At 69.4% G+C, this 24077-nt stretch carries 37 protein-coding genes; 23 read left to right on the top strand and 14 right to left on the bottom strand.

From position 1 onward, the window contains the following. Positions 1 to 127 precede the first annotated feature (127 nt). The 6 genes from ACIBG4_RS40960 to ACIBG4_RS40935 all read right to left on the bottom strand — a co-directional run bounded on the left by ACIBG4_RS40960 (position 128) and on the right by ACIBG4_RS40935 (position 4975). Complete coding sequence (locus tag ACIBG4_RS40960) at positions 128 to 1357, bottom strand: tyrosine-type recombinase/integrase (protein ID WP_397207907.1); 1230 nt, start codon at positions 1355 to 1357, stop codon at positions 128 to 130. Positions 1358 to 1378: 21 nt separating this feature from the next. After that, positions 1379 to 2200 (bottom strand): hypothetical protein, encoded by an 822-nt coding sequence (locus tag ACIBG4_RS40955; RefSeq protein ID WP_397207905.1) that lies wholly within the window; start codon positions 2198 to 2200, stop codon positions 1379 to 1381. Next, entirely contained in the window at positions 2197 to 2667 is a 471-nt protein-coding gene (locus ACIBG4_RS40950) for a hypothetical protein (protein ID WP_397207903.1), read from the bottom strand. The genes ACIBG4_RS40955 and ACIBG4_RS40950 overlap by 4 nt, the downstream gene beginning before the upstream one ends. A gap of 198 nt (positions 2668 to 2865) precedes the next feature. Then, the gene (locus tag ACIBG4_RS40945; protein WP_397207901.1) at positions 2866 to 3435 is read right to left on the bottom strand and encodes an isochorismatase family cysteine hydrolase; all 570 of its coding nucleotides are present in this window, start codon (positions 3433 to 3435) and stop codon (positions 2866 to 2868) included. Further along, positions 3432 to 4544, bottom strand: coding sequence for a hypothetical protein (locus ACIBG4_RS40940; protein WP_397207899.1), 1113 nt, complete (start codon positions 4542 to 4544; stop codon positions 3432 to 3434). Before ACIBG4_RS40940 ends, ACIBG4_RS40945 begins: the two co-directional genes overlap by 4 nt. 26 nt (positions 4545 to 4570) lie before the next feature. After that, positions 4571 to 4975, bottom strand: coding sequence for a winged helix-turn-helix domain-containing protein (locus tag ACIBG4_RS40935; protein WP_397207897.1), 405 nt, complete (start codon positions 4973 to 4975; stop codon positions 4571 to 4573). 125 nt (positions 4976 to 5100) lie between these two features. Between ACIBG4_RS40935 and ACIBG4_RS40930 the strand changes: the two genes are divergently transcribed. From ACIBG4_RS40930 to ACIBG4_RS40850, 17 genes are all read left to right on the top strand, one after another. Further along, positions 5101 to 5400: an excisionase family DNA-binding protein gene (locus tag ACIBG4_RS40930; protein ID WP_397207895.1), complete on the top strand. Its 300-nt coding sequence runs from the start codon at positions 5101 to 5103 to the stop codon at positions 5398 to 5400. A 98-nt stretch (positions 5401 to 5498) separates the two neighbouring features. After that, positions 5499 to 5801, top strand: a complete 303-nt coding sequence (locus tag ACIBG4_RS40925) for a hypothetical protein (RefSeq protein ID WP_397207893.1) — start codon at positions 5499 to 5501, stop codon at positions 5799 to 5801. After that, positions 5798 to 5986: a hypothetical protein gene (locus ACIBG4_RS40920; RefSeq protein ID WP_397207891.1), complete on the top strand. Its 189-nt coding sequence runs from the start codon at positions 5798 to 5800 to the stop codon at positions 5984 to 5986. Before ACIBG4_RS40925 ends, ACIBG4_RS40920 begins: the two co-directional genes overlap by 4 nt. 103 nt (positions 5987 to 6089) lie before the next feature. Next, positions 6090 to 6341: a hypothetical protein gene (locus ACIBG4_RS40915; RefSeq protein ID WP_397207889.1), complete on the top strand. Its 252-nt coding sequence runs from the start codon at positions 6090 to 6092 to the stop codon at positions 6339 to 6341. Next, entirely contained in the window at positions 6341 to 6853 is a 513-nt protein-coding gene (locus tag ACIBG4_RS40910) for a hypothetical protein (protein ID WP_397207887.1), read from the top strand. The genes ACIBG4_RS40915 and ACIBG4_RS40910 overlap by 1 nt, the downstream gene beginning before the upstream one ends. Then, on the top strand, positions 6850 to 7182 hold the full coding sequence (locus tag ACIBG4_RS40905) for a hypothetical protein (RefSeq protein ID WP_397207885.1): 333 nt from the start codon (positions 6850 to 6852) through the stop codon (positions 7180 to 7182). Before ACIBG4_RS40910 ends, ACIBG4_RS40905 begins: the two co-directional genes overlap by 4 nt. After that, positions 7179 to 7637, top strand: coding sequence for a DUF3307 domain-containing protein (locus tag ACIBG4_RS40900; protein ID WP_397207883.1), 459 nt, complete (start codon positions 7179 to 7181; stop codon positions 7635 to 7637). The genes ACIBG4_RS40905 and ACIBG4_RS40900 overlap by 4 nt, the downstream gene beginning before the upstream one ends. 2 nt (positions 7638 to 7639) lie before the next feature. Next, on the top strand, positions 7640 to 8050 hold the full coding sequence (locus ACIBG4_RS40895; protein ID WP_397207881.1) for a hypothetical protein: 411 nt from the start codon (positions 7640 to 7642) through the stop codon (positions 8048 to 8050). Further along, complete coding sequence (locus tag ACIBG4_RS40890; protein WP_397207879.1) at positions 8050 to 8292, top strand: hypothetical protein; 243 nt, start codon at positions 8050 to 8052, stop codon at positions 8290 to 8292. The genes ACIBG4_RS40895 and ACIBG4_RS40890 overlap by 1 nt, the downstream gene beginning before the upstream one ends. Continuing rightward, the gene (locus ACIBG4_RS40885; protein WP_397207877.1) at positions 8285 to 9445 is read left to right on the top strand and encodes a hypothetical protein; all 1161 of its coding nucleotides are present in this window, start codon (positions 8285 to 8287) and stop codon (positions 9443 to 9445) included. Before ACIBG4_RS40890 ends, ACIBG4_RS40885 begins: the two co-directional genes overlap by 8 nt. Before the next feature lie 76 nt (positions 9446 to 9521). After that, positions 9522 to 11582 carry an AAA family ATPase gene (locus ACIBG4_RS40880; RefSeq protein WP_397207875.1) on the top strand — a complete coding sequence of 687 codons (2061 nt, stop codon included), beginning with the start codon at positions 9522 to 9524 and terminating at the stop codon, positions 11580 to 11582. A 163-nt stretch (positions 11583 to 11745) separates the two neighbouring features. Further along, positions 11746 to 12246, top strand: coding sequence for a hypothetical protein (locus ACIBG4_RS40875; RefSeq protein ID WP_397207873.1), 501 nt, complete (start codon positions 11746 to 11748; stop codon positions 12244 to 12246). A 38-nt stretch (positions 12247 to 12284) separates the two neighbouring features. Beyond that, positions 12285 to 13484 (top strand): DUF2637 domain-containing protein, encoded by a 1200-nt coding sequence (locus tag ACIBG4_RS40870; protein WP_397207871.1) that lies wholly within the window; start codon positions 12285 to 12287, stop codon positions 13482 to 13484. Between the two features lie 88 nt (positions 13485 to 13572). After that, a complete protein-coding gene (locus tag ACIBG4_RS40865) occupies positions 13573 to 13713 on the top strand; it encodes a hypothetical protein (protein WP_397207869.1) in 141 nt (46 codons plus the stop codon). Positions 13714 to 13819: 106 nt separating this feature from the next. Next, the gene (locus ACIBG4_RS40860) at positions 13820 to 14167 is read left to right on the top strand and encodes a hypothetical protein (RefSeq protein ID WP_397207867.1); all 348 of its coding nucleotides are present in this window, start codon (positions 13820 to 13822) and stop codon (positions 14165 to 14167) included. Further along, positions 14164 to 14316, top strand: coding sequence for a hypothetical protein (locus ACIBG4_RS40855; RefSeq protein WP_397207909.1), 153 nt, complete (start codon positions 14164 to 14166; stop codon positions 14314 to 14316). Before ACIBG4_RS40860 ends, ACIBG4_RS40855 begins: the two co-directional genes overlap by 4 nt. After that, the gene (locus ACIBG4_RS40850; RefSeq protein WP_397207865.1) at positions 14313 to 14705 is read left to right on the top strand and encodes a hypothetical protein; all 393 of its coding nucleotides are present in this window, start codon (positions 14313 to 14315) and stop codon (positions 14703 to 14705) included. Before ACIBG4_RS40855 ends, ACIBG4_RS40850 begins: the two co-directional genes overlap by 4 nt. 77 nt (positions 14706 to 14782) lie before the next feature. On the opposite strand, the gene ACIBG4_RS40845 is transcribed toward ACIBG4_RS40850, so the two are convergent. Continuing rightward, entirely contained in the window at positions 14783 to 15064 is a 282-nt protein-coding gene (locus tag ACIBG4_RS40845; RefSeq protein ID WP_397207863.1) for a GntR family transcriptional regulator, read from the bottom strand. A 164-nt stretch (positions 15065 to 15228) separates the two neighbouring features. Between ACIBG4_RS40845 and ACIBG4_RS40840 the strand changes: the two genes are divergently transcribed. The 5 genes from ACIBG4_RS40840 (at position 15229) to ACIBG4_RS40820 (ending at position 17504) form a co-directional block, all read left to right on the top strand. Next, on the top strand, positions 15229 to 15474 hold the full coding sequence (locus tag ACIBG4_RS40840; protein ID WP_397207861.1) for a hypothetical protein: 246 nt from the start codon (positions 15229 to 15231) through the stop codon (positions 15472 to 15474). Further along, positions 15471 to 15710, top strand: a complete 240-nt coding sequence (locus tag ACIBG4_RS40835; protein ID WP_397207859.1) for a hypothetical protein — start codon at positions 15471 to 15473, stop codon at positions 15708 to 15710. The genes ACIBG4_RS40840 and ACIBG4_RS40835 overlap by 4 nt, the downstream gene beginning before the upstream one ends. A 362-nt stretch (positions 15711 to 16072) precedes the next feature. Further along, the gene (locus ACIBG4_RS40830; protein WP_397207857.1) at positions 16073 to 16789 is read left to right on the top strand and encodes a helix-turn-helix domain-containing protein; all 717 of its coding nucleotides are present in this window, start codon (positions 16073 to 16075) and stop codon (positions 16787 to 16789) included. 13 nt (positions 16790 to 16802) lie between these two features. Beyond that, positions 16803 to 17270: a hypothetical protein gene (locus tag ACIBG4_RS40825; RefSeq protein ID WP_397207855.1), complete on the top strand. Its 468-nt coding sequence runs from the start codon at positions 16803 to 16805 to the stop codon at positions 17268 to 17270. 33 nt (positions 17271 to 17303) lie between these two features. Beyond that, positions 17304 to 17504 carry a hypothetical protein gene (locus ACIBG4_RS40820; protein ID WP_397207853.1) on the top strand — a complete coding sequence of 67 codons (201 nt, stop codon included), beginning with the start codon at positions 17304 to 17306 and terminating at the stop codon, positions 17502 to 17504. Between the two features lie 244 nt (positions 17505 to 17748). Here the strand turns inward: ACIBG4_RS40820 and ACIBG4_RS40815 are convergent, their stop codons facing one another. The 4 genes from ACIBG4_RS40815 to ACIBG4_RS40800 all read right to left on the bottom strand — a co-directional run bounded on the left by ACIBG4_RS40815 (position 17749) and on the right by ACIBG4_RS40800 (position 19883). Then, entirely contained in the window at positions 17749 to 18114 is a 366-nt protein-coding gene (locus tag ACIBG4_RS40815; RefSeq protein WP_397207851.1) for a hypothetical protein, read from the bottom strand. Between the two features lie 122 nt (positions 18115 to 18236). Then, a complete protein-coding gene (locus ACIBG4_RS40810; RefSeq protein WP_397207849.1) occupies positions 18237 to 18977 on the bottom strand; it encodes an N-acetylmuramoyl-L-alanine amidase in 741 nt (246 codons plus the stop codon). A 1-nt stretch (position 18978) separates the two neighbouring features. Next, positions 18979 to 19563 carry a hypothetical protein gene (locus tag ACIBG4_RS40805; RefSeq protein ID WP_397207847.1) on the bottom strand — a complete coding sequence of 195 codons (585 nt, stop codon included), beginning with the start codon at positions 19561 to 19563 and terminating at the stop codon, positions 18979 to 18981. Beyond that, the gene (locus ACIBG4_RS40800) at positions 19563 to 19883 is read right to left on the bottom strand and encodes a hypothetical protein (RefSeq protein ID WP_397207845.1); all 321 of its coding nucleotides are present in this window, start codon (positions 19881 to 19883) and stop codon (positions 19563 to 19565) included. The genes ACIBG4_RS40805 and ACIBG4_RS40800 overlap by 1 nt, the downstream gene beginning before the upstream one ends. A 142-nt stretch (positions 19884 to 20025) precedes the next feature. Between ACIBG4_RS40800 and ACIBG4_RS40795 the strand changes: the two genes are divergently transcribed. Further along, a complete protein-coding gene (locus ACIBG4_RS40795) occupies positions 20026 to 20376 on the top strand; it encodes a hypothetical protein (RefSeq protein ID WP_397207843.1) in 351 nt (116 codons plus the stop codon). Here the strand turns inward: ACIBG4_RS40795 and ACIBG4_RS40790 are convergent. The 3 genes from ACIBG4_RS40790 to ACIBG4_RS40780 are packed head-to-tail and all read right to left on the bottom strand — an operon-like array spanning position 20373 to position 24076. Next, a complete protein-coding gene (locus ACIBG4_RS40790; RefSeq protein ID WP_397207841.1) occupies positions 20373 to 20540 on the bottom strand; it encodes a hypothetical protein in 168 nt (55 codons plus the stop codon). The two genes, ACIBG4_RS40795 and ACIBG4_RS40790, sit on opposite strands and share 4 nt — an antisense overlap. Further along, positions 20541 to 21101 (bottom strand): hypothetical protein, encoded by a 561-nt coding sequence (locus ACIBG4_RS40785; RefSeq protein ID WP_397207839.1) that lies wholly within the window; start codon positions 21099 to 21101, stop codon positions 20541 to 20543. Then, positions 21089 to 24076 (bottom strand): hypothetical protein, encoded by a 2988-nt coding sequence (locus tag ACIBG4_RS40780; RefSeq protein WP_397207837.1) that lies wholly within the window; start codon positions 24074 to 24076, stop codon positions 21089 to 21091. Before ACIBG4_RS40780 ends, ACIBG4_RS40785 begins: the two co-directional genes overlap by 13 nt. Position 24077 lies beyond the last annotated feature (1 nt).

The following is a 24077-nucleotide window of genomic DNA, read 5'->3' as shown; positions in this document are numbered from 1 at the left end:
CTTCGTTCGGGACGAAGAGGTCGTGGGTTCAAATCCCGCCACCCCGACCCGCAGGTGAAAGGCCCTTTCCGGGGAGATCCGGGAAGGGCCTTTTTCATGATCGTGCGTCACTGATGCGTCACGAGCGTCAACCAGGGTTCGCGGACGCACGCCGCTTCCACGACTGGACGACCTTGTCGTGGGCGTCCGGAGCCAGATGCGCGTAACGCTGCGTGGTCTCAAACGACTCGTGGCCCAGCAGCGCCTGCACGTCGTACAGCGGCACCCCGTCCTGAACCAGCCACGACGCCGCGGTGTGCCGCATGATCCTCGGCGAGAAGCGGCGGATCCCATGCGTCGGGCTGACGCACACAGCCCCGCACTCCCCCTCGACGAACACCTCGCCGTCGCGGGCCTCCCCCGGCGAGCGGTTGCCGCACAGCCGGGCCGCATCCACCGCCGGGTACCAGATCCGGTTGCGGAAGTCGCCGTCGTCCACCGGCCCGCCCTCCGGCGCGGTGAACACCAACGCGGTCCGCGGCCGGCCCTGCATCAGCCGGCTCATCCCCTCCAACGTCCGCGGCGGCACCGGCGCCGTCCTGTTCGACTTCATGCTCTTGGGGTACTCGCGCAGCCCCTGCCGGGTGGACACGTCCACCACCGACAGCAGTCCGCGGATCCAGTCCACGCGGTGCCCGTGCAGCCCGTAAATCTCTCCTGGCCGCAGCCCGACGTCCATGCCGAGCTCGGCCAGGGTCCGCCACTTCGGGCCGTGCAGGCGCTCCATGGCCGCGTACAGGGCATCGGCCTCGGCGTGCTCGTAGAACTCGACCTGGGTGGCGCCACGCTTCGGCAGCTCCAGGTCGAGGAACGGGTTGGTGAGCACGATCGGCGGGTCCTGCTTGATGGCCGCCTTGTACATGCTGGTCATCAGGTGCACGATGTCGTGGATCGTGGCCGCCGACAGGGTCGGGATTTCGTCGGGGTCGTCGAAGGATGCGGCGGGCCGGCCGCGGTGGCGGGCGCGGCGCGTCTCCTGCAGGTCGCCGACCCACGCCTGGGCGTCGACCCGCTGGACGGCCTGCATGGGCCAGTCGCCCCACCGGTCCTTGCAGTGGGTGCGCCACAGCGAGTCGTTCTTGGCCCGGGTTGGGGCTTCGATGACGCGGGCGGCCGCGTAGCGGGCGTACCAGTCGGCGACCTTGATCTGGCCGGCTTTCGGGTCGCGGATGTCGCCCTGATCGAATTTGGCTTCGGTGGCCTTGGCCCACTTCTCGACCACGGATTTGAGCCTGTTGCTCTTGGTGGTGCGCTGGCCGTTCGGCATGCGGACGGTGGCCTGCCATAGGCCGCTCGGCAGGCGGCGGATGTACGCCATGCGGGTTGCTCCAGGGTGTCGCTATCGGAGGCGGACGCACACGTCCAGCAGCGGGTCCACGCGGGCGTGGATGATGCCGCCGCACCCTGCCGCGGCCACGGTGGGCCCGGGCTGGGGTGCTGGTGCTGTCGTGGCTGGGCGCGCGTCCACTGTAGGCCGCTCGGTGCGGCTGGGCGGGGCGGTCACCGCGATGGCCGTCTCCCGCTCCCGGCGCGGCTGCCGCACGGTGGCCGAAGCCAACGGCTCAGGCCGGTCCCGGGTCGGCCGCGCGCTGGCCGGCGCCGAACGGCGGGGCCGCCGGGTGGGCTCGGCTGCGGCTCTCCGGCTGCGGGCCACGGCGGGCGGCGGTGTGCCCGCCGGGCGCCGCGTCTCGACGACGTCCGGCGGGGGAGCTTGCCGCCGGGTCGGCCGGGGCGTGGCCGGCCGGGCGGTAGAGGACAGCTCGCTGCGGGTGGGATGCACGGTCATGGTGATGATGGTGGGCGGCGGGCCAGCGTACGGGGTTCGTCGTTCGTCGCTGTCGAGAGCTCCGGTGACGGTGAGGGCGGCGGCGCCGACGATGACGGTGGCCGCTGTGCCTGCCGCTGCGGAGGCGACCCGCTCGTGCGCCCGCACCTTGCGGTTCGTCCACTCCCACGCCCCGATCAGCGCAGGGATGGGCCAGACGGCCTTCCAGGTGCGGCGCCGGTGGCGGCGGAGCAGCCCGTCGATGGCGTCTTCGCGGGCGAGCCCTTGCAGGCTGGCAGCGACCGTGATGATCAGTTTGTCGCCTTCCCAGTGGGCGACGATGTCGAATGGGGGGTCGGGAGCCTCGCGGAGCTCCCAGTCGGGTAACCCGCTCACTGGTCCTGTCCTCCGCTGTACTGCTCGCGGAGTCGCTGCCATCGCCGGTCGGCGTCGGCGGGGTCGTCGCGGCCGGTTGGCAGGACCCCGACGGTGACCTCGTGGCCGTTGACGAATTCGGTGACGAAGTGGACGCGCCGTCCGCGCCGGGCCAGGGCGTGCCGCACCTCGGGTGGCGCGTGGTTGGCTTGTGCGGCGTCGAGCGCATCGAACAGCCTGCCGATGAGCTTGTGGGCGGTGTCGAGTTCGGTGGCCATCTTGGTGATGACGCCTCGCATGAACCTCGGGTCGAGGAGTTGCTCGTCGGTCAGGTGCTGTACTGCGTCGCGGCCCTCCCCCGAGGCCGCGGCGTGCTTGCTCGGTCGTTCGCCGACTCCGTTGTTGGCGATTTCTACCACCCCCTGGGGTTGCTGCGGCCCCACGCACGCGGTTTCGGTTATGGCCTCAATAGGGCATTTGACGCTCATGGGGCGCATTCGGCAACGTACGGCGGGGACCGTTATCACAACGTAACATGTCCATTTGTGCAGGTTGGTACGGCTTTTTGGTGGAGTTTCGTGATTGTTAGCGATCACAGGCCCACCACCTGCGGGGACTTACTGTGACGTTCCAAAAGGATGATTCTTACGGTCGGTCAGCGGCAGGCCGAGAGCTCGTGTGTGCGGTCACACGTCACACCGCAGACGCGGCGGCGACACCAGACCCGCAGGAACATCCGCCACCGAAATGATCTGGTCTTGGCCGATGAACCGCCGGGTGACGAGCACCCCCGCCTCATGCACATCACGGCCGGCATGCGACGCCGACGCGTCCTCGATCAGCCACGGCGTCAGGTCCGCCTCGAATGCGCCGAGCGCGGTCGCCAGCACGCACGACTCGGTGGCGATGCCGCACACGTAGATGTCGCACCAGCCCCGCTCGGCCACGAGCGCGGCGCCTGCGGGGTCGGCGAACAGGCCGTACCCCCTCTTGTCGATCACGTGGGCGCGGGCCGTGTACGGCTGGAGCTCATCTACGATGTCAATCTCTGGCGAGGTCATGCACGCCGACCAGCGGACGAGCCGCTCGAACGGGCTGCCCGGGTAGTTGATGTAACGGGTGAACAGCACGTCGCCCTGCCAGCGGTCGACCAGGTCCACGATGACCGGGACGACATGGGCCGACTCGGCCCGGACGAAAGCATTCTGGACGTCCACCACCACGAGCACCGATGTGCCGTCGCTGTATCCGCTCACTGCCTGCCTGCCTCTCGAAGTGCCTCGATTGCCTGATCAAGATGACCCGCGATGCCGCTCGTCTCCACGATCGCGTCACGCATCAACCGGTGCTGCCCCGTCTCGCGCGGCCGAGGGTTGGTCAGCCTCGAGCGGGCCGCGCGCAGGAACCGCCACCCGTACTCCTCGCTGACATGTGGGTCGTGGCCCTGCTCGACCTGGCCGTTGATGTGCTCGCAGTAGGCCCAGATCGCTTGCGCCGTCAGCTCGCAGTCGACGAGCTCGTCCTCGGCGAGGCAGCGCGCGGGGTCGAGCGGATGGTAGGCGACGCCAGACCAGGAGGCGTAGCCGACGGACACGCCGGCCACTCCGAACGAGCGCATCTCCTGCTGGTGGAAGCCTCCGGCGAGTAACTCGCGTTCGGCCTGCTCGGCGGCGGCCAGGCAGGCGTCTCCGCCAGGCTGGTCGCGGTCGATGAGGACGCGCGGCGAGCAGATGATGCGCGCGGCGGTGTCGAGCATCTGCCCGACCCAGGTGGGGCCGTGGACCCAGTAGAGGCTGAGCACGTACGAGGCGGCCGAGGTGTCGTCGCCAGTGAGCCTGCGCAGGTAGGTGGTGGCCCAGTCGAGGTTGTGCTCGTAGGACTGGTAGCGCCACACGGCCAGGTGGGCGATGTTCGGCAGGTCGAGGTCCTCGACGAGGTGAAGGATCGCGACGCCGTAGGGCCACACGTGCAGACGGCAGGTCCCCGCCGGCAGTTCGACGGGGAGAGCGTGGTGGTCCTGTCCGGCCGGTGCAGCCTGCTCTGCGAGACGGGCGGCCATGGCCTCACCGATGTAGGCGGCGATGAACTTGTGAGAGCGCACCCCGAGCCGGTCGCTGGCGGCGGGGGTCACCGTGCTGACGGCGATGAGCACGTCGCCAGGTGGCACCAGGCTGGTCTCCCACGCCTCGACGGCGTCTGGGGAGACGGGCCAGCCGACCATGGGGGTGATCAGGTCGGCGAACTCGCCGTACGACAGGCCCAGCCCCTTGCGGGCGAGGAGGAGCCGGTTGCGCGCGAGGTTGGCGCAGTCCGGCCGGTAGGTGGTTCGCGTGCGTAGATCGACGACCTTGCTGCGTTCGACCATCGGCGGCGCTCTCGTCTCTTAGGGGGTCACGTTCCGGTCTTGCGGTGGCGCGCGGGCTGGCCGGCGTCGTCGTTGGGGTACGGGTGGCCGAGTCGCGTGTAGAGCTGCTCGACGGTGCCGCGGAGTTCCATGACCTGTGTCCGGAGGTCGGCCACCTGCTGGGCGAGGTCTTCGACGCTGACGCGTTCGGCCTCGACGCTTGCGGGGGTGGCTTGGACGTACACGGCTTTGCCGGGCTGGCCGAAGACGAGGCCCTCGTTGCGGAGGACTTCGACGGCTTTGCGGACCACGGTGATGGAGTGGCCGTACTGCTTCTGGAGCGCGGTGGTGGAGGGGATGGGGTCGCCTACCCGTAGTTCTCCGGATGCGATCTGTGACCGGAGGTCGTCGACGATCTGGAGGTAGAGCGTGCGGCCGGTCGGGTCGGTCACCGATGCTCCTACTGCACTTGGCACAACATGGTGCCACCAGTTGAACACACCGTCCTGGTAGCAATCCACTCACCGTCTCCGGTTGGCCTTGACTGACCATATGCACATAGCTCAGCATGGGGTGTATGGAGACAGTCGAGACCGTCCAGTCAACGGAGACCGTGGAGGCCGCGCCGCGCACGCCCCGGAGCCAACTGTTCATGGCCGTTGCAGACGCGGCGGAAGAACTCGGCCTCTCGAAGGAGTACCTGTACTCGGGCCTCCGCAAGGGGGAGCTGCCGGGCGCCAAGTTCGGGCGCAACCGCAAGATCTTGCGCGCGTTCGTCGAGGGATTCAAGGCCCTGGCGGCGCGAGGTGTGTCGCTCGACTTCGAGGAGTACGCCGCGTCCTGGCTTCCCCGCGAGGACGCGGAGGTCGCGGTCTGATGCCGTCCCCCGAAAACGCGAAAGGCGGCCCCCTATCCGCCAAGACCTGGGGCCGCCCCTCGTATCCGCCCGACCGAGCGAAAGGAACTACCGCCATCATGTCACACACGTCGACCCTGGTCCTGGTCCCGCAGCAGCGCCGCCACTGCCCCGCCTCCACCCCCTGGTGCGACCGGCACGACCACAGCGAGAACATCTGCGCCGCCGCCGACACCCCCATCCCCGGCCCCCTCCACTACGGCACCCAGCCCGGCATCGGCCTCATGGCCAACCCCGACTTCGGGACGGTCATCCACATCTACCTCGCCGACGACCCGTACACCCTCGACGACGCCGAGGAGATCGCGCTGGCGATCCTCGCCAAGGTCGCCACCGGACGGGCCGGGACGGTGACCCGATGACCGAGTGGACTGACGACGACGTCCCGCCCGCCTACACCGACGAAGGTCTCCAGCGTGTGGCCGGCGCATGGGTCCGCTCCTTCGCGGCGCTGCTGCGCGGCAACGTAGAGGGATCGCACGCCGAGGCCAACCGGGCCGAGACGCTCTCCCGCAACCCCCGCCTGCGGCGAGACCGCAAGACGTGAACGACCGGCTCACCGAGGCCCTCGCCACGATCAACACCTGGCAGGACGCCATCGCCGCCATGACCCCACCCGACAACGACGACGAGAACCAGGAGTCCGACTGATGAGCCAGAACACCGCCACCAAGTCGCCCACACCGACGACCACCAGCTCCACCCCGACCCGGCGCCTGCTGGTGGTTCTCACCATGCAGAACGGGTCCGGGGACGTGAAGTCCAGCAGCCACGAGATGACCGTCCCCGCTGGCACCCGCCACCTGGACTTCCTCGCGTACATGCTTCAGGCGGTCATCCCCGAGGACATGCGCGACGGCGTGGTGCTGCACTACTCGGTCCACCCGGCGGTGATCGCGTAATGAGCACGCCCACCACCACGGCGGCCGAGCAGGCCAGGGCGCTGTTGGCCTACGCGGCCGACGGGCGCCACTTCTCCGAGCACTACCAGGACAACCACCGGACCCTGGACAAGCAGGACGCCGCGACCGCGATGTACGCGGCCCAGGCCGCCACCGCGCACACGCTGCTGGCAATCACCGACCAGCTGGCCGCGCTGCGCCACGAAGTCCGCCAGGCCGCCGCCTGCCGCGCCGAACTCGCCCAGATCGCCACCGCGGTGCAGTACCTGGCCGGCGCCAACGAGCGGTCCAACGCCCGCATCGAGGCCGCCCTCTCCGGCATGACGACCTCGATCGAGAAGACGGTCAGCGACGGGCTGGACGGGATCGGCGACGCGATCCGCGAGCACGGCGAGACGTTCGACTCCGCCGCGTGCGACGTCATCGACGTGATGGACCGGCCGCGCTGGTGGCAGTGGCGCCGCCGCAGCCAGCGCCAGCAGGCCGCCATCGTGGAGGGCGACGTCCGATGAGCCGCCCCATTCCCGGCCTCGGCTGGACCAGCCGAGCCGCCCAGCCGATCGCCATCACCGCCGACGACGTCAACGACATCAAGACCGTCGCCCAGGCCGCGATGGACGCCACCGCGCTCGCCGGCTACACGCCCCAGGTGACCGTCACCCACGCCCGCGGCGGCGCCATCATCCACGTCAAGGACACCCACCAGGCATACCCGGCCGGGCTCCTCCGGCAGACGCTGCAGCAGATGGGCTACATCGTCTCCCGCGACGACCTCTCCCGCACCGCAGTCACCGTCACCGGCCGGAACCCCCAGCACACCTGGAGCGAGGTGTCGTCGTGATCGCCCCCGACGCGCAGATCAGCCTGATGATGTTCTCCGCGACCTTCGTCGCCCTGTACGTCGGCCACCAGGTCGGCGACCACTGGGCGCAAACCCACCGCCAGGCCATGGCCAAGGGCGCGCCCGGCCGGGCCGGGCGGCTCGCGTGCCTCGACCACGTCATCACGCTGACCCTCACCAAGCTGGTCGCCCTCGCGCTGCTGTGGCTGGCCACCGGCTGGGTCCCCTCCGGCATCGCCGCCGCAGTCGGACTCGCCCTCGCCGCCGTCAGCCACTACTGGGCCGACCGCCGACACACCCTCGCCGCTCTCGCCGAGCGGATCGGCAAGGGCGACTTCTACCGGCTCGGCATGCCCGAGTCCGCCCCGACCGGGACCGGCGCGTACGCCCTCGACCAGTCGTGGCACCTCGCCTGGCTGTTCATCACCGCCCTGATCATCACTGGAGGTTCCTGACCATGGGTGACACGCCTGCCATCGCGTTCGGGCTGCTGTGCCTGGCGCTCGGAATCCTCATCCACAAGAAGCGCGGCAAGCTCAGCCGCATCCCGTCCGCCGTCCTGAACAGGGTCATCTGCGCGCTGATGTTCCTCGGCGGGACCGGACTCGCGGCCACGTTCATCGGCGACTGGCTCAAGGGGCTCGACTTCAGCATCGGCCAGGTCACCTCTGGTCACATCGTGGTCGGCCTGGTCGTCCTGCTCGGCGTCGCGGTTGCGATCGACGTGTTCGACGGCCACGGGCTCCGACCCTCCACCTACGGCATGATCGCGTTCTTCCCGATTCTGTACGCCACCGCCGGCGGGTCGCTGGCGTGGGTCCGCCAGATCAGTGCCGCCGGCTGGTCGACCATCAGCGGGGCGATGTGATGAGCCGCCCCCGCCCGTTGCCTGGCCAGGTCGCTCGCCGCATGTGGCACAACCGGCCCAGCACGATGGACGTCCTGATCAGCCTGATCGTCATCCTGGCGGCCCGGTACCTGTTCGGCCTCCCGGTGCTCGCCCTGCTCGGCGGCGCGCTGATGGTGGCCGTCGGCGTCACCGCCGTCATCTCCCTCCGCGAGCTGCAGGCGCCGCCCGTCCGCGGGGAGGGAGGTGGAGCAGATGGTTGAGCTGTTCATCGCCGCGTCTGTCGTCATCTTCGCCATCGCCGCGATTGCCCGGCACTCCAACCGGACCGAGGCCGACAAGGCGAGGCCGTCGTGGGCGGTGCGCGGCTGGAACGCCTCGGGCGCGCCCAAGGTCGAAGCCATGCGCGTCCTTCCCGGGCTGGGCGAGCTCGCTGGCCGAGCGGCGGGGGCGCTGACCCGGAAGGCGCAGGGCAAGGTCGCTGAGAAGGCGGCGCCGGTGGTGGAGAAGGTGAAGGCCAAGACCGGCGAGGCTGCCGTGCGGGCGGCGCGGTCCGTCACCGATGCGGCGACCCGCCGCTGGGAGGAACGCTCTGAGCGGGCGCCCCGCCTGTGGCAGCGCATCCCGAAGTCTGAGGGCAGCGGTGGCGCCCCGACCGCCGATGACTCTCCGGCGGCCCGCAGAGCCCGAGCGTGGGACTCCATCACGGCGTGGCAGAAGCGCAAGGAAGCCGCTCAGTCCGTCGCCGTTCAGCCGGTCACCGACGAACCTGCCGACGGAGACCCAGACCTCTTGGGGAGCACCGATTGTCCCCGCTGCGGGACCCGGGTGAAGGCCGTCATCCCCAGCGCGCAGTTCGATCGCACCGTCACCTGCGGGTGCGGCTTCCGCATCACGTTCTACCGCGCCCCCAACGACCCGCCCCCCGACGAGGCGGCCCCGGACCAGACCACCACCGACCCTGCGCGTCGCAACGGCGCGCAGCCAACCGAGGAGGACACCGACATGACCGCAACCACCATCGCCCCCGCCGCGCCCAACAGCACGGAGCAGGCCAGCAGCGACGTGTCCGCGTACGCGCCCGCCGACTGGCAGCAGCTGGCGCAGCGGGTCGCGAACTTCCACCCCGAGTCCGACGCCGAGCTCATCAACTTCATGACCGGCGAGGTGGCCGGCATCTGCGGCTACGCCGAGGCGTACGAGCAGCTCCACGAAGACTGCCTCAACAGCCTCGGCCTCGACCCCAACTCCGTGCAGGGCTTGGGCGAGTTCGCCGAGCACGTCATGGAGCTGACCCGGGCCATGACCGCCGCGCACCAGCGGTTCGTCACCACCTACGAGGAGGTCATGAAGGCCGTCGCCAACGGCGTGGTCCTGCCCTACAACGGCCGCTGGATGACCGGCGAGGCCGTCTAACAGCCCCCGGGCCCCGGCCTACCGCCGGCCGGGGCCAGCCGCCCTATGAATCCCATCGTCTGAAAGGGACCTGGCCGTGAGCCGATCGACCGCCGAGCGGTGCCCCGCCCCGCCGCACAGCCACCACGCGGTCGAGGCCCCCCAGAACAGCGACGAGCCGCCGCCCCCCAGCAACCTCAAAGCCGCCGCCCGCGCCACCTACGCGTGGTTCCGGGCAGCCCCAGCCGAGCGGGCACCGTTCCTGGGCGGCGCCGCCCTGTATGGGGCCGGTGCGCTGGCCCACGCCACCCACCTGCCGTGGTGGGGGATCGGCATGGTCACCATCGCCGGGTCGATCGCGACCTACGCCACCGCCATGAACCGGCTGAAGGGCACACGCATCGTCGGCGCGACCGCCGCCACCGCAGCCTCCGGCACCTGGCTAGCCGCCGCCGCCGAAGCCGGCGTCGCTGCGGGCCCGTCCGGGCTGGCCACCTGGATGTACCTGGGAGCGTTCGGCGTCGGCTACGCCCTGCACCGGGTCGGCCTCAAGCCGCGCCCCGTCGAGGTGGTGACGCCCGAGGTGCCGCGCATCGACTGGGAGGCGTACTTCGCCGGCTGGGGCATCGACGGGGCGCGCGTAGTGAGCGCGGAGCCAACCCGGCTCGGCGAGCAGGCGCTGCTGGACACGCGCGGCACCGGCAAGCGCGCCAGCGCATTCGTCACCCGCTCCTTCGCCGAGCGGGTCGCCGAGGACTTCGGCATCTCCACCGGCCGCGTCCAGGTGAAGGAAGGCCGCGTCGCCGGCCAACTGTGGATCTCGCTACGGCTCAAGGACCCGTGGGCCGACGTCATCCCCCACCCGCTCCTCGACCCCAACCCGGAAATCTCGCTCCCGGACGTCGCCGATGTGCGCCAGCCGCCGATCGTCGGCCAGGACCCGGAGACCGGCCGGCCGCTGGAGCTAGTTGTGTGGGACGAGGACGGCGCAGCGCACATCATGGTCGTCGCCATCAAGGGTGGCGGCAAGACGGTGCTGCTCAACAACGTGTTGGAGCGGCTGACCGCGGCCGACAACGCCTTGGTGTTCGGCATCGACGTGTCCAAGGCCAAGGACATGCGCCGCTGGCGCGACTCCGGCGCGCTGGGCGCGGCAGCGTGCGGGCCGCAGGAGCGGGCCAAGGCCGTCAAGATTCTCGAGTTCGCTGCGGCGCTGATCTCGCACCGCGCCGCGCACAACACCGACGCCGTTTTCCAGCCCCACCCAGGCCATCCTGCGGTCATCGTCGTCGTGGACGAGGTCGACGCGCTGGTGACCGGCGGCGACGCTCTGGCCCAGCGGGCGCAGGCCGCCTTGACCACGATCACCAGCAAGGGCCGGTCGGAGTCGGTCGGCGTCATCCTGGTCGGCCAGCGCGGCAGCGCGCAGTGGCTGGGCGGCGGCAACATCCGCGCCAACCTCGACAGGTTCGTGTTCCTCAAGGTGTCCCGGCGCAACGAGATGGCGCTCGCCGCCGGCGAGCTCGGCCTGGAACTGCCTGACATGACGAAGTACGGCGAGGGCAAGCCGGGCGTTGTCTGCATCGCCGACGTCAGCGGCAACAACAGCAAGGGCCGCACCTTCAAGCTGAAGGACCTGGACGACGTCTCGCGGATCGCCGAGGGACGGGAGGCGTCGCCGCTGGAGTGGGATGTCCTGGCAGACCCGAAGCTGGGCAAGCTGTTCGCCGCGCTGCAGGATGACGGGGCGAGCGGCGCGGCGGAGGAGCCGGCCGAGCAGAGTCAGCCTGACCTGCCGTCCACGCCCGATGACCGGGCGGCCGAGCGGGAGGGCATCAGGGCGTCCCTCCGGTTGGTGCCGTCGTTGGAGGCGGCGGAGGCCGCGCAGGTACGCGAGCACTCGCGCGCGCGCTGGGAGATGTTCAACCAGGTCGAGCAGACGGCGGCATCGCCCGTGCCGGCGGAGGTGCGCTCCCGGGTTCTCGCGCTGCTCGGCGATGGGGCTGCGGCCAAGCGGGATGTCGCTGCGGAGATCGGCTACAGCGACGCGCAGACGGTGCGGTTCTTGAACCAGTTGCGCGCCGAGGGCGTCATTGAGCCGCGTGGACAGGGGCCGGCGACCCGCTGGCACCTCCGAGCGGGCGAGCACAGTGCGTGACCGTCTCGGATCGGCTCATCGGCTCATCTGGGATCGGCTCATGCGGCCCTGAGAGCCCCCATATAGGGGCCGGGAGATGAGTCGATGCGTCGATGAGCCGATCGCCTTCAACGCCCCTCTAAAGCTTGATCGAACCTACGGAGAGTTACGGAATCGAGGAGTTATGTCCATCCTGAACGCAGCAGTCGCCCTGGCCGACACCACCGACCACGCCCACACCGCCACAAGCATGGTCGGCAGGTGCGCCGCGACCGGCCTGGCCGCGGCAAGCTACCGCAGCGTCATCGCCGCCGCCGTCACCCTCGGCATGACCGCCTGCACGGCGACCGGGCCGTGGCGCAACGACATCGACTTCATCAACGCGCTCGTCGACCTCGAAGCCGAGCTGTCCGCCCAAGCGTCGCAGATCAGAAGCATGATCGCCGACTGCGAGGAGCGGCTGGCGCTGGTCGACGAGCACACGCCCACCGACTACGTCGTCGCCCTGCAGGCGGCCCTGGAGATCCTGTACGCCGCCCTGCGCCGCGTCGAGTACGCCACGAACCGGCTGATGGCCGCCCCGGACGAGCTCGGCGACACCTACGCCGCCGCCTACAGCCACATCCGTTCCGGCCGAAAGCTCCCCTACCGAGGCCGGTTCATCAGCGGCGACGTCCCCGCGTAACCCCAGCTCAGCCTGCATATCCCATCGAGGAGATACCCGTGAACAGCCTGGACCACAGCGAGACGCCGAAGCTCGACGGCAAGCTCGTCACGATGATCGCCGTGGCGGTGTTTGCGCTGATCGCGGTCGTGGTGGGGGCGTTCGTCCTGTCCTTCGACGCCATCACCGCCGTGTCGGAAGCCGCCCACATCGACCGGGGTCTGTCTTGGCTGATGCCGGTCAGTGTGGATGGCGCGATGACGGTGGGCACGATGGCCGCCCTCGTGTTGAAGATGCTGGAGAAGAAGACGGGCTACGCCTGGTTCGTCGTCTTGACGGGCGTGATCATCTCGATCGCGTGCAACGCCCTGCACGCCACCCAGTCCAAGGGGGCTGCGGTGGACCTGGATGGGTGGCAGCAGGGCGCCGTCTCCGCGATTCCCGCGGTGGCGTTGGCGCTCAGCCTCCACCTGTTGATCATCCTGATTGAGGCGATCAGCGAGGCCCTCGGCCGGCGCAAGACCCGCCGTACGGAGCCCGCGTCCGTCCGTACGCAGAGCGCTCCGGAGACCCGTACGACGGTGGTCGCCGAACCCGTACGGACCCCCGCTCCGGAGCCCGTACGCCCGGCGCTGCCCGAGCCCGTACGGACGCCGGAGACCATCCGTACGCCGCCCCCGTACGGGCCCCGTACGGAGCCTCCTCGTACGGACGACAGCAGCCTCGTACGGGCCCGCCGTACGGGCGCCGAGGAGCCCGCACAGAAGCCCCGTACGGGAGATGAGGACCGGACCGAACCCGCCCGCCCGGTCGCCCCTAAGCCTGCCCGCGCCGCAGCGGCCAAGACCGCGACTACGGCCCCGAAGCCCCCCAAGACGTTGGTCAAGACGCCGCCCGCGACCGTCGACCGTGACGCTCTGGTTGCCGAGCTGGCCAGCGACATCGCGACGACGGGGGATGACTGGAAGCCTGACTACGAGGCGTTGATGGCGCGCACCGGCTACGGCCGCTCCTGGTGCGAGAAGGTCGTTAAGGATGCCCGCGAGGACGCCCGAGGTGCGGCCGAAACGCCCCGCATGCAGGCCGCCTCCGAGACCCGTACGCCAGCCCGTACGGATGCGGCGCAAGACGTCCGTACGGGCTCCCGTACGGACGTCGCGGACGAGCCCCGTACGGAGGCTCCGGACGCCACCCGTACGGGTGCCGAGGAGGCGTCCCGTACGGGCGACGCGCGGCCCGTACTAAGGGCTGTCCGCTGACCTGTACGGCCATGCCCGTACAGGCTCACCCCACTCCGTACGGGCGCGCCGTACGGATGAACATCCACCAACCGGAAGGACGCCGAACATGAGCGACAACAACACCTGGCCGTTCGACAAGACGGACATGCGTGCCGCTGCGGCGATCGCAGCCACATGCGGGAACACCGTGAAGGAAGCACTCGCCCACATCGCTGACGGCTACCGGGCGAACCTCGCCGACGACTGACAACGGAACGGGCGCGCACCACCGCGGTCATCCGCCAAGAAGTCCCGCGGCGGGCGCGCCCGCACACCCCTGCTCATCCATCCAGATCAGAAAGGGCAACCCCATCATGACGCCAACCACCATCAACACCAGCCCCCCATCCGCCGGCCCGCGACTCATCCGGTCCGAGCTGCTCGACCACCTGCGCACCCAGGGAGTCTCCGTCGTGGTGCGGACCGTCGAAGGGGAGGAGCACCAGCGGCTGCTCGTCGAGATCCTCATCTCGGCGGCACGCACCTACCTCGGCTCCCCCTCGATAGATGCGCTCGCCGCGATGCAGGAGATCGTCGACGTGCTCGCCGAGTGCCACGCCATCACCGAGCAGGAGCTGCAGGAACGGATCGGCGAGATCCAGGAGATGTACGGCGACTACGACGCGCCGGCGTTCGCGCTGATCAGTGAGGAGCGTGCGTGATGACGCCCAACTGCCCGCGCTGCGCCAGCCCTCTCGACGAGGGGCCGATCGTCTACCGGTGCGCGCACTGCCGCCGCACCGTCTACGCCGCCGACCTCAACAACGAGTACGTGCCGCGCACGCCCGCCACGGCAGGAGCCAGCCGATGAACGTCACCATCAGCTCGTTCGGGTACGGCCACGCCCCCGCACCGACCGCGCACATCACCCTCGACCTGCGGCACAACCTGCGCAACCCGCACCACGACCCGGCGCTGCGCTACCTGACCGGCCTCAACGAGCAGGTCCGGCAGCACGTCCTCGACACCCCCGGCGCCCGCACGCTGATCGACCACACCGCCGCCCTCACCTGCGGGCTGCTCGTGGCCGGCCTGCCGGTGAGCATCGCCACGGGCTGCGTCGGCGGCCGGCACCGATCCGTCGCGGTCGCCGAAGAGATCGCCGCCGAGCTGCGCGAGGCAGGCGCGCACGTTCACGTTGAGCACCGCGACATCGCCAAGCCCGTCCTTCAGCTCACGACCGCCCGAGGAGAAGCGTGACCAGGTAAGACGCTGCGAGAGCTGCAGAGCTCACACGTACGAGAGCCCCGACCGTCTCCTCGACGGCCGGGGCTCACTCATTCCTGCCCGCTCGGCGACTCCTGCGGCTTCACGAGCGTCCCCTTGGACTTCAACGTCACCACCAGCCCGCGCTCGCGCAGCACATCCAGGCCGCGCCGGATCGTGCCGAGCGCGACCCCGTACTCCTCCGACAAGGCGCGCTCACCCGGCAGCGGATTGCCCGGCTTCCAGTGGCCGGCCTCGATCCGGAGCGCGATGTGGTCGGCGAGCGCCTCGTACACGTAGACGACCCGCGTCGCGTCCGGATCCCACTCCGGGACCTCCACTTCACCAGCCATACGACCACGCTAGAGCGGCCCTGAGCTGCACATATATCCAGGTAGCGGCCTGCCGCTGTACACCGCGTCATACCGCGTCATACGATCAAACGGCCTTGAACGTGAAAGGGCCCGCCTGGCGTGCTACCGCCTGCGGGCCCGAGATCGCACATCGGAGGTGCGATATGGCCGATTCTACGAGCGCAGCCGCTGACGACAAGCCCTCTGCGGCAGTCCCGGAGATCCCGGAATGCGACGTCACCGAGGATGGCGACGGCAGCTACCGGCTGCGTCACAAGGGGAGCGGCGACACCGCCACCGGCAACGATCGGCAGGATGTCGTGGCCAAGGGGGCGATGCTGCGGATTCTGGCCGTCTACGCCAGGGACATGCCGCGCGAGATCCCGTTCACGGCGGGAGACCGGCCGTGAGCCCGAGCTCGGGGTGGTGGGTGCCCAGGACGGGCACATACCGCCTCGTCCAAAATGGGGACGGCTGGTATTGGATCTACGAGGGCGGCGTGCGGCACTCGCGCCGCTCCGTGCAGGTCACCGGCCCGGACGGCATGAAGATCCTCGAAGCCGTGGTCGATCTGCTTAACGGCGAGCTGAAGGACATGCGCCTCATGCTGCCCGCATTCCAGGTGTATCTGCACTACCTCTGGTAGTGCCCAGGCTCCCGGCGTGGACTGCGCGCGCCGGGCCGGCGGCTACGAGCGGCACCCCATCCGCAGCGTGTCCGGTGTGGGATTTTGTGTCCGTTTCGGCGTAGCATTCCGGCGTGAGCAGGTGGTACGGCCCTGACGGCATCGAGGTCGAGCCGATCGTGCTCGACCGCGGCCACGGCCCCCGCCAGGTGCTCCGCATCGTCCGAAAGGGTCGCTACCCGCTCCACGGTCATCTACAGCACGAAACGGCCCGCTGCTCCCTACGGAGTGGCGGGCCCCATCTATCTAATAAACGGTATTGCTTATTGCTTCATGCTCCACTACATTAACGGTATCGGAAATCACCGCTAAGGAGTCGGGCGATGAGCGTCACCGTCACCACCGAGAACGGCAAGACCAGCGTCATCTCCCCCTACGACGCCGATTTCGTCACCAAGGCCAAGACCATCGGCGGCAAGTGGGACGGCTACGCCAAGGCGTGGACGTTCGACGCCCGCGACGAGCAGCGCGTTCGCGACCTGTGCCGCCAGGTGTACGGCACGGACGGCAACCCCGTCGAGAGCGGCGACCTGGTCACCGTCCGGGTCCGCCTCGCCGACCACGAGGGCAGCAAGTACGACAACTTCGCCAAGTTCGCCGGCCAGCGCATCGCCCACCGCCCCGGACGCGATGACGCAGTCCGCCTCGCCGCCAACGTCGTCCTCATCGAAGGCAAGCTGGCCAGCAGCGGCGGCAGCATGCGCTACCCGAACATCGACGCCGGCACCGACGTCATCGTAGAGGTCCGCGACATCCCCCGCGCCACTCTGAGCCTGGAGCGCGAGGACAGCTACGAGATCGTCGGCGAGACCAGCAACGTGGACGTGGACGCGCTCCTGGCCGAGCGCGAGCAGCTCCTCGCCCGCATCGCCGAGATCGACGCCCTGCTCCCCGAGCCCGAGGGGACGGAAGCCACCACCCGCGAGGCCGCCGCCGTTCTCGGCGTCTCCGTCCGCACCGTCCAGCGGTGGGCCGCCCAAGGCAAGGTCCAGGCCACCAAGAACGACCAGGGCCACTGGGTCATCACCATCACCATCTGAGAGGACATCGCTCATGGCACGCACGAACGTCTACCGATTCGATGAGTACGACGGCCGGATCCTGGAGGGCTGGTTCGACCCCGAGAAGGCCGAACGGTTCGAGGAGGCAACCCGCTGGGACGGCAACAACCACGTCAGCCTCGTGGCCGGCGGACAGTTCGAGCACGAGGCCCTCTACCGGACCACGTCGGGGCGATGGGTCCTAAAGCACTGGTCGCAGTGGCAGGGCCGGGAGACCACCCACGAGTTCATCAGCTCCGACCGGGCCCGCCAGTGGCTGCTGACGTGCGAGCACGACGACGTCGTGGAGAAGCACTTCGGCGAGCTGGAAGAGGAGTCCGGTCCGGGCCGGCCGAAGATCGGCGAGCCGATCAACATCCGCCTCGGCGAGGACCTGCAAACCCGGGTGGACGCAGCCGCGCTCCCGGGCGAGAAGCGGGCCGCCACGGTCCGCCGTCTCCTGGAAAAGGCCCTCGCGTAGCAGACAGCACCGCTGAGCACAGAGGAGACGGCAATGCCCAGCCAGACCATGATGACCTGCCCTGGTCCGGCCGTGGAGCACTGCGTGTGCTGCGGTCGCCGGTCCCCCGCGCAGAAGGGCGGCGAGTGGTGGAACGCCTCCGGCCAGCAGGTGTCCGGCGTCACCTGTTATGACCACGTCGAGTCCGGTGATCCGGAGACCCACCGCCACGATGAGGTGTGCGACCTCCTCTGAGGTGGTGCGCTCGAACCCACCCGCGACCGGACAGCGCGAAAACGGCCCCGCACCTCCGTAGAGGTGCGGGGCCGTTCGCCGTGCGGAGCCGAGCTCCTTGTCCGGGACGCGCCCGGAGTCAGGCCAGCACGATGGCCAACCCGCCGCTATGCCGCTCGCGCGGGTGCCACAGCGTAGCCGCACCCGCGAACGGGGTGGCGGGGGCTTTCTCATACCTGGGCCGGTGGGCACGGCCTAGGCAAGCTCAGGCGTGAATGCCCGGCGGATACGACGACGTGGCGGGCGCCGGCGACACGTTCGCCCGCAGCAGCAGACCCAGCACCGCCGAGACGAGCAGCACGAACGCGCCCGACTGCTGCTCCGTCAACGGCAGCCCGAAGCTCGCGAGCCCGGCCAGGACGGTGGACAGCGCGCCAGTCAGCGCGGAGACGACCCACGGCCGGGTCAGGACAGCGACGATGAGGGCGACCACGCCGGACGCGATGGTCATCACCCAGCCGGACGACTCCTCGGTGAGGCCTACCGCGGGGATGGTGACCAGGAACGCGACCGCCGCGTTGATCACGTACAGGATGACGGCGGGCTCGTGCCCGAAAATCTTGACCTGCATGGGCCCCTCCTCAGGGGATGCGCCGCCCCTCGCGCGGGGGCGGAAATCTGGAACCCGGGCGTCATCGCCGCAGGTGGGAGACCCGTGCTGTCGTTGGAGGTACAGCCGGGCCAGGTCGTCGATCACTTCTCAGGTGGCCGCCACGACCACGTCATCTCCCACGTCGCCCTGTCCACCACGCCCGTCGCGGGCAGCCCGGTCGCCTTCTGGAAACCCCGGCACACCGTCCGCGACGCCGGCCCGTACCAGCCGTCCACGTCGATCGCCCAGCCGCGCTTCGCCAGCTTCGCCTGCCACATCTTGACGTCGTCGCCGCGCTGCATCGGCTCTCCCACCTTCAGCGTCCGGCCTGGCCACTGCGGGATCCCGTCCTTGACCACGACCTTCGGCGCCTTCTCCGCCGCGGCGACCGGCATACCCGCGTCGACCCACGCCTGCAGCTTCGGGCCCGGGCACTCGGTCGGGTAGCAGTCGCCGTGGCCCAGCTTGCGCAGCTTTCGGCCAGCTCGCCGGCACGCCTCGTCGTACAGCCAGCGGATGGACCGCCTCGCCGCGTCGGTGGGGTTGTTGTCGCCGATGTACGCGGCCGAGATGCCGGTCCGGTTGTGGTCGGGGCAGTGCGCGCCGACGACGAGCCAGCCGCGGCCCTCGTAGATGGTGCCGTCGTCGCGGACGAGGAAGTTGTAGCCCACGTCGGACCAGCCGCGTTGCGGGCCCATGTGGAAGTCCTGGATGGACTTGATGCTCTGGTCGCGGGGCCCGTCGGTGTGGTGGACGAAGAACTCAGTCCGGACCGACCAGGGCACGGTGAGGACGTTCTCGGGGGTGCGGGCCTTCCAGCCGGCGCGGGTCACGATCTTCATGTCAGCCTCCCGGCTTGCAGGTGTAGGTGGTGGATCCGGGCGAGGCCGGCTCGCACTGGTAGGTGACGCCGAGGTAGGTGAAGCTCCAGCCCGCCGGCGGCGGCCCGGGGTCCCCGCGCGGTCCCGGCTCGCCGGTGTCGCCCTTCGGGCCTTGGGCGCCGTCCCGGCCGTCCTGGCCGTCTTCACCGGGATCGCCCTGCGCGCCTGGAGGGCCCGTCACGGTCTCGCCAGGCTCGCCGCGAGGCCCAGGACTACCCTGCGGACCGGTCGGGCCAGGCGGCCCCGTAGGGCCCGCCGTGCCATCGGTCCCGTCCTTGCCTGGGCGCCCGGACACGCCGGGTGTCCCTGTCGCCCCGGTCTGCCCGCGCTGGCCACGCGGCCCCGGGGACGCGGAAGGGGACACGAGCGGCACCCCGCCGAGACGCTCCACCTGATCGGACAGCACGGCCCGGTCGTCTTCCGCCTGGCGGAGCCGCTCCCCGAACGAGTGGATCTGGAACGACACGACCACAGCCAGCACCGACAGGGTCGCCCCGGCGGCGAACAGCACCCAGTTACGCCCGAGCCGGCGCACATGCTGCCCCATCACGCCCCCCGCAAGGCGATCCAGATCTGCACCACGATGCCCAGTAGGACGAGCACCGCCGGCAGAACGCCCGCGTAGACGGCCTGCCGCATGTTGCTGCCCCGCTTCTCCGCCGCCGCCTCGATGCTGGTTTTCATCGCCCGCATGTCCTCGGCGAGCACCCGCTGCAAGTCGGCGACGTCCTTCTCGACCTCGGCGAACCGGCGTTCGACCAGACGCTGCTCGGCGGTGTACTCGGTTCGGGTGACGAGCTGGGCGTACATGGCGGTCACCCCGTCGATTCGGCGGGAGAGTTCGCCAGGGGATGGCGCATCAGTCACGTCACTCCTCGCCGGGCCAGGGAAGGTGGGTGCCGCCCGCCCCGCACCCTCAGCAGACGGGCGGCACGATCAGGTGTCCGGATCCGGACATGCGGTGCGGGTAAACCCGGGGGATGCTGGAGGCGTCTCACATGCCCGGCCATTGGAGATCAACGTGGGCTATCCGCAGCAGCCGAACGACCCGTACGGCCAGTCAGGGCCTCAGTACGGGGGGCAGCCGTACCAGCCGCAGCCGTACAGCCAGCCGCACCTGCCGGTGCCGGGCCCGCAGTACGGGCCGGTGCAGATGGTGACCGTGCGGGAGCGGGGCTTCAACCCCATCACGGCGATCGTGCACGGCTGCCTGTGGGTGTTCCTGCATTGGTGGCTGGCCATATTGACGATCGGGCTCTGGCTGCTCGTCGCGATCCCGGTCACGTTCATCGGCTGGAAGGTGAAGCGGACGGTCCCTGTCCAGCAGCAGCATCAGCCGCCGTACCCGCCCCGGTACTAGGCGTCGGGCGCGGCGCGCAGCCGTTCCACCTCGGCGCGCGCCTCGTCACGTTCGGCCGTGACGTCCTCCAAGGCGACGCTGACGGCGTCCAGCTCGTACAGCGCGTCGGCGAGACGCTGACGCTGGCGTGCGGCGATGGCGTTGAGATCCACGCTGATGCCCATCTACATGTCCCTCCTGAGCTTGGCGGCAAGATGCCGGCGAGTGCGTTCGATGCGGCGCGGGTCCGGCTTGTAGGTCTGCTTGAGGGCGCGCAGCCGCTCGTGCGGCTCCACCTCGACGGTGTCGGCAGCGAGCGCGTTTCCCGCCGGTGACGTCCGCTTCCGCCCTGGCACTGGGTCAACCACCCTGACGGCGTTCTGTTCCACCCACGCGATCCGCTCCAGGTGCGCCTCACGCGCCTGCGCGGTGGTGGCCGCGTTCCCCAGGGTCACCGGCTTGCCCTGATGCACCAGCCCCTTGGCGGCGGCCGGGTCCTTGGCGGCATTCTCCTTGGGCAGCAGGTGCGGGATGTGGAGCTGCAGCATCGCCACCTTAAGCAAATGGTCGATGTCGTCGGCGTCGAATCCGTACTCGGCGGCGAGGTTCTCGAAAGTGCATGCGGGCAACGCGTAGACGTGGTGGCTGCCGTCAGGATTAGCTGTGGCGATCATCCACCATTCGGTGTCGTCGTCACCAATATGCATGTACGCATCAACAATCTCGCGTGTGATCATTGCTTCCAAACCCAGAACATAACCCGGTACGTAACGCCCGGCGCGCCGCCAGTAGTGGAGAAACCGAACCCGCCATCGCTTCGTGAGCTCACACAGACACCATGCGGGCCGGCCGAGTTGAACATGGTGGTCGTCAGCACAGGCAGTCCGCCAGTGAACGTGAAGCCGTACCCGATGCTGCCCGTCGTGCCCGCAGGGAACTCCGCCTCTCCCCGCATGAACATCTGGTCGCCGAACGACGGGCTACCCATCTTTCCGAAGAAGTCGATCCAGTCGTCGGCCTTCATCCGGATCTCTGCGCCGTCCTGGTATCCGATGTCCATCTCGCCGTAACTGGAGATGAAGCCGCCAGTTCGATCGCCGAGCGAGTTTTGCTTCAAAATGTCGAACCCGGCTTGAGACTCCATGCGGAAACGAATCTTGTTCGCCGACTGGTACGCCGAGCCGATCTCGAAAATGTGTGTGCCGCCAATATTCTGAGTGATGTAGTGGTACTCGCCCAGGTCGTACTCTTCGTAGAAGCGGATTTCGCTCTCCTGCCCGCCGGGGTTGATGACCATCCGCTTCTGAGACGACACGCTGGAGCTGAGCGTGCCGACGAAAAGCGCCGACCCGTCCGCCGAGTTGAGGTCCACGACCTTCTCGCCGCCGGAGTTGTAGAGCTCCAACCCGGTCTGGTCGATCACGATCCGGCTGCCGGTCGTCGATGAGCGTAGAAGGAACGAGCCGGTTGTGGCGTTGAGATCGACAGTCGTCGTGCCGCCGCCGTTGATGATCCGCAAGCCGGACGTGTCCAGCTCGGCCCGCGCACCGCTTGCGGCCGACCGCAGGGTGAACGAGCCGGTCGCCAGCAGCGACACGACCTCGACGGACCCGCTGAACACCTTCAGCCCGGTGGTGTCAAGTTGCACGCGCGATCCAGACGCGGCTGACCGTAGCGTGAACGAGCCCGTGTTGGACAGCGTCACCAGCTCGGCGCCGCCGCTGTTGAAGCCGTGCAGGCCGCTCGCGTTCAGCTCGACGCGCTGCCCGGATGCGGCGGTGCCGATGTTGGCGCCGAGGATCCAGTTCGCGCCGATGGTCCCCGCGGTCACCTTGTCCACGGCCAGCGAGGTGATGTGTGCGTTGTCGATCAGCTGGGCGGTCACGGACGCGGCGGCCGAGGGAGCCGAGCGGTTGCCGGCCTGATCGACGGCGATGACCTTGACCTGCCGCAGCGTCGTGTTCGACTCCGGCACCGTGCCGACGGCGGCGATCTGAGCCTGCATCATGCCCGCGTTCGCGGCGACCTTGCCGCGCAGCGTCGTGCTGTCCGGCGTGAAGCCCGACGTGGCGCCGACGTGCACTTCGAGGTGGTCGACGTCGAGTTCGAGGTTGAAGGTCCCGCCCGAGGCTTTGCCGAGCTGGTGCGTGATCTGGATGGCGATCAGCGACGCCGCCACCGTCGGCGCGGCCGGCGTCGACGGTGGGATGGTGTCCGGGTTCGCGACGGCCGTCTCGATCGCCGACCAGGCGCCCTGATTGCCGGAGGAATCGACCGCGCGGATCCTGAAGTCGTACACGACGCCGGGCGACAGGTCGAGGACCATGGCCTGCAGGTCGCCCCACGCCGCGTACGACGTGTGCCAGTCGCTGGCCGGGGAGACGCCCGACTGGATCTCGTAGTGGTCGCCGTCGAGGACGGTGCTGCCGTCCACGTTGAGCGGCAAATCCCACTTCACCAGCATCTTCGCGCGGGTGTTGCCGAGAGCGTCCAGGTAGACGCCGGACAGGAACGGCAGATCCCACGACACCGCGCCAGGGATCGTCGAGTCGGGGACCGGCCGATCCCCGACCGGCTCCAGCCCACCCGACGACAACGCCCGGAGCAGGTCGCCGACGGTCACCGTCGTCTCCCCGCCCTCCCAATCCACGTACGGGGTCAGATCCAGCCAGCCGCCATTCAAGTCCCGGTACGCGACCGTCATCCCCTCGCGGATCGGCCAGCTCGCACCCACCATCCGCAGTTTGACCGGGTTGATCCGCTCCCCCCTGAACGTGACCTCGTTGGCCGGGTCCACCAGCCCCTCGTCCGGGGCGTACACGTAAGCCCAGTCGCCGACCGCGAATGCACCCTCGACGTCATAGTCGTCCGTCGTCAGCCGCATCGCGCTGCGAGGAGTGAGGAACTGAGACAACTGGTAGCTGGCCCGAGCCGCCGCGTTCCCCGGCGCAGTGGTCGACTCCGAGATCACCCGCACGCGGTTGACCGCCTGGCCGCGCAGGTCCTTGTACGGGTTGGCCGGGTTGTTGGCCGCGGCCGTCGCGATCGCGTCACCTTGGCCCTCGGCCAGGAGCACGAGCCGGGACGTCCAGTCGTCCACGTCGCTGGCGACGCCCATGTCGCCGCGCAGCCCGTGCATGGTCAGGTCGTCGCCGTCCGTGTGGCGATTAGGGCGCCGTCGGACGATCACCGTGTCCGGTGTCGCGCTGTACAGGCTCGTCGCGGGGCCGGCGTCGAGCTTGCCGTCCCCGGTGACCTTCCACTCGGCGCCCATCGTGGTGCAGATGAAGTTGATCGCCTTGCGCCGCGACTGGTAGACGTGCCGGCCGGTGTAGATGCCCGGGACCCCGCTGTACAGGGTGCCTTCGACGACTGCGGTGCCCGTGCCGAGGATCGCCCGGATGGCGTTGGCGAACGTGGCCCCGCTGATCTGGACGGGGGTTTCGAGCAGGTCGCCCTTGTCGTCGTTGTCGCTCAACCACAGGGCCATCCCTTGGCCGTCGATGGTCTTGCGGATGTGGTCGACGTCCTTGCCGGTGAAGACGCCCACATACCGGGCCATGGTGAGGAGCCGGTCGCCGTACTGTGCGGGCTCCACGCGGCCGGCTATGAACGCGACGTGCCCGAAGTAGGCGAGCTGGTCGAGGATCGTCTTGGGGGTTTCCTCGACGAGGGTGAGCTGCCAGGACCCGAGCTCCATGAGCTTCTCGTTGACCGGCACT

Origin of the sequence: Nonomuraea sp. NPDC050383 (genome assembly GCF_044459125.1) — a bacterium.
Classification (GTDB): domain Bacteria; phylum Actinomycetota; class Actinomycetes; order Streptosporangiales; family Streptosporangiaceae; genus Nonomuraea.
The sequence above is the reverse complement of the archived record's forward strand: the minus strand, read 5'-3'. Positions and strand labels throughout refer to the sequence as shown.

What these genes read in the sequence shown, in the direction of transcription:
- ACIBG4_RS40960 (WP_397207907.1), bottom strand. Translation starts at nt 1,357, where the DNA reads ATGGCGTACATCCGCCGCCTGCCGAGCGGCCTATGGCAGGCCACCGTC.
- ACIBG4_RS40950 (WP_397207903.1), bottom strand. Translation starts at nt 2,667, where the DNA reads ATGAGCGTCAAATGCCCTATTGAGGCCATAACCGAAACCGCGTGCGTG.
- ACIBG4_RS40940 (WP_397207899.1), bottom strand. Translation starts at nt 4,544, where the DNA reads ATGGTCGAACGCAGCAAGGTCGTCGATCTACGCACGCGAACCACCTAC.
- ACIBG4_RS40930 (WP_397207895.1), top strand. Translation starts at nt 5,101, where the DNA reads ATGGAGACAGTCGAGACCGTCCAGTCAACGGAGACCGTGGAGGCCGCG.
- ACIBG4_RS40925 (WP_397207893.1), top strand. Translation starts at nt 5,499, where the DNA reads ATGTCACACACGTCGACCCTGGTCCTGGTCCCGCAGCAGCGCCGCCAC.
- ACIBG4_RS40920 (WP_397207891.1), top strand. Translation starts at nt 5,798, where the DNA reads ATGACCGAGTGGACTGACGACGACGTCCCGCCCGCCTACACCGACGAA.
- ACIBG4_RS40915 (WP_397207889.1), top strand. Translation starts at nt 6,090, where the DNA reads ATGAGCCAGAACACCGCCACCAAGTCGCCCACACCGACGACCACCAGC.
- ACIBG4_RS40910 (WP_397207887.1), top strand. Translation starts at nt 6,341, where the DNA reads ATGAGCACGCCCACCACCACGGCGGCCGAGCAGGCCAGGGCGCTGTTG.
- ACIBG4_RS40905 (WP_397207885.1), top strand. Translation starts at nt 6,850, where the DNA reads ATGAGCCGCCCCATTCCCGGCCTCGGCTGGACCAGCCGAGCCGCCCAG.
- ACIBG4_RS40895 (WP_397207881.1), top strand. Translation starts at nt 7,640, where the DNA reads ATGGGTGACACGCCTGCCATCGCGTTCGGGCTGCTGTGCCTGGCGCTC.
- ACIBG4_RS40890 (WP_397207879.1), top strand. Translation starts at nt 8,050, where the DNA reads ATGAGCCGCCCCCGCCCGTTGCCTGGCCAGGTCGCTCGCCGCATGTGG.
- ACIBG4_RS40885 (WP_397207877.1), top strand. Translation starts at nt 8,285, where the DNA reads ATGGTTGAGCTGTTCATCGCCGCGTCTGTCGTCATCTTCGCCATCGCC.
- ACIBG4_RS40875 (WP_397207873.1), top strand. Translation starts at nt 11,746, where the DNA reads ATGTCCATCCTGAACGCAGCAGTCGCCCTGGCCGACACCACCGACCAC.
- ACIBG4_RS40865 (WP_397207869.1), top strand. Translation starts at nt 13,573, where the DNA reads ATGAGCGACAACAACACCTGGCCGTTCGACAAGACGGACATGCGTGCC.
- ACIBG4_RS40860 (WP_397207867.1), top strand. Translation starts at nt 13,820, where the DNA reads ATGACGCCAACCACCATCAACACCAGCCCCCCATCCGCCGGCCCGCGA.
- ACIBG4_RS40850 (WP_397207865.1), top strand. Translation starts at nt 14,313, where the DNA reads ATGAACGTCACCATCAGCTCGTTCGGGTACGGCCACGCCCCCGCACCG.
- ACIBG4_RS40845 (WP_397207863.1), bottom strand. Translation starts at nt 15,064, where the DNA reads ATGGCTGGTGAAGTGGAGGTCCCGGAGTGGGATCCGGACGCGACGCGG.
- ACIBG4_RS40840 (WP_397207861.1), top strand. Translation starts at nt 15,229, where the DNA reads ATGGCCGATTCTACGAGCGCAGCCGCTGACGACAAGCCCTCTGCGGCA.
- ACIBG4_RS40830 (WP_397207857.1), top strand. Translation starts at nt 16,073, where the DNA reads ATGAGCGTCACCGTCACCACCGAGAACGGCAAGACCAGCGTCATCTCC.
- ACIBG4_RS40825 (WP_397207855.1), top strand. Translation starts at nt 16,803, where the DNA reads ATGGCACGCACGAACGTCTACCGATTCGATGAGTACGACGGCCGGATC.
- ACIBG4_RS40820 (WP_397207853.1), top strand. Translation starts at nt 17,304, where the DNA reads ATGCCCAGCCAGACCATGATGACCTGCCCTGGTCCGGCCGTGGAGCAC.
- ACIBG4_RS40815 (WP_397207851.1), bottom strand. Translation starts at nt 18,114, where the DNA reads ATGCAGGTCAAGATTTTCGGGCACGAGCCCGCCGTCATCCTGTACGTG.
- ACIBG4_RS40810 (WP_397207849.1), bottom strand. Translation starts at nt 18,977, where the DNA reads ATGAAGATCGTGACCCGCGCCGGCTGGAAGGCCCGCACCCCCGAGAAC.
- ACIBG4_RS40805 (WP_397207847.1), bottom strand. Translation starts at nt 19,563, where the DNA reads ATGGGGCAGCATGTGCGCCGGCTCGGGCGTAACTGGGTGCTGTTCGCC.
- ACIBG4_RS40790 (WP_397207841.1), bottom strand. Translation starts at nt 20,540, where the DNA reads ATGGGCATCAGCGTGGATCTCAACGCCATCGCCGCACGCCAGCGTCAG.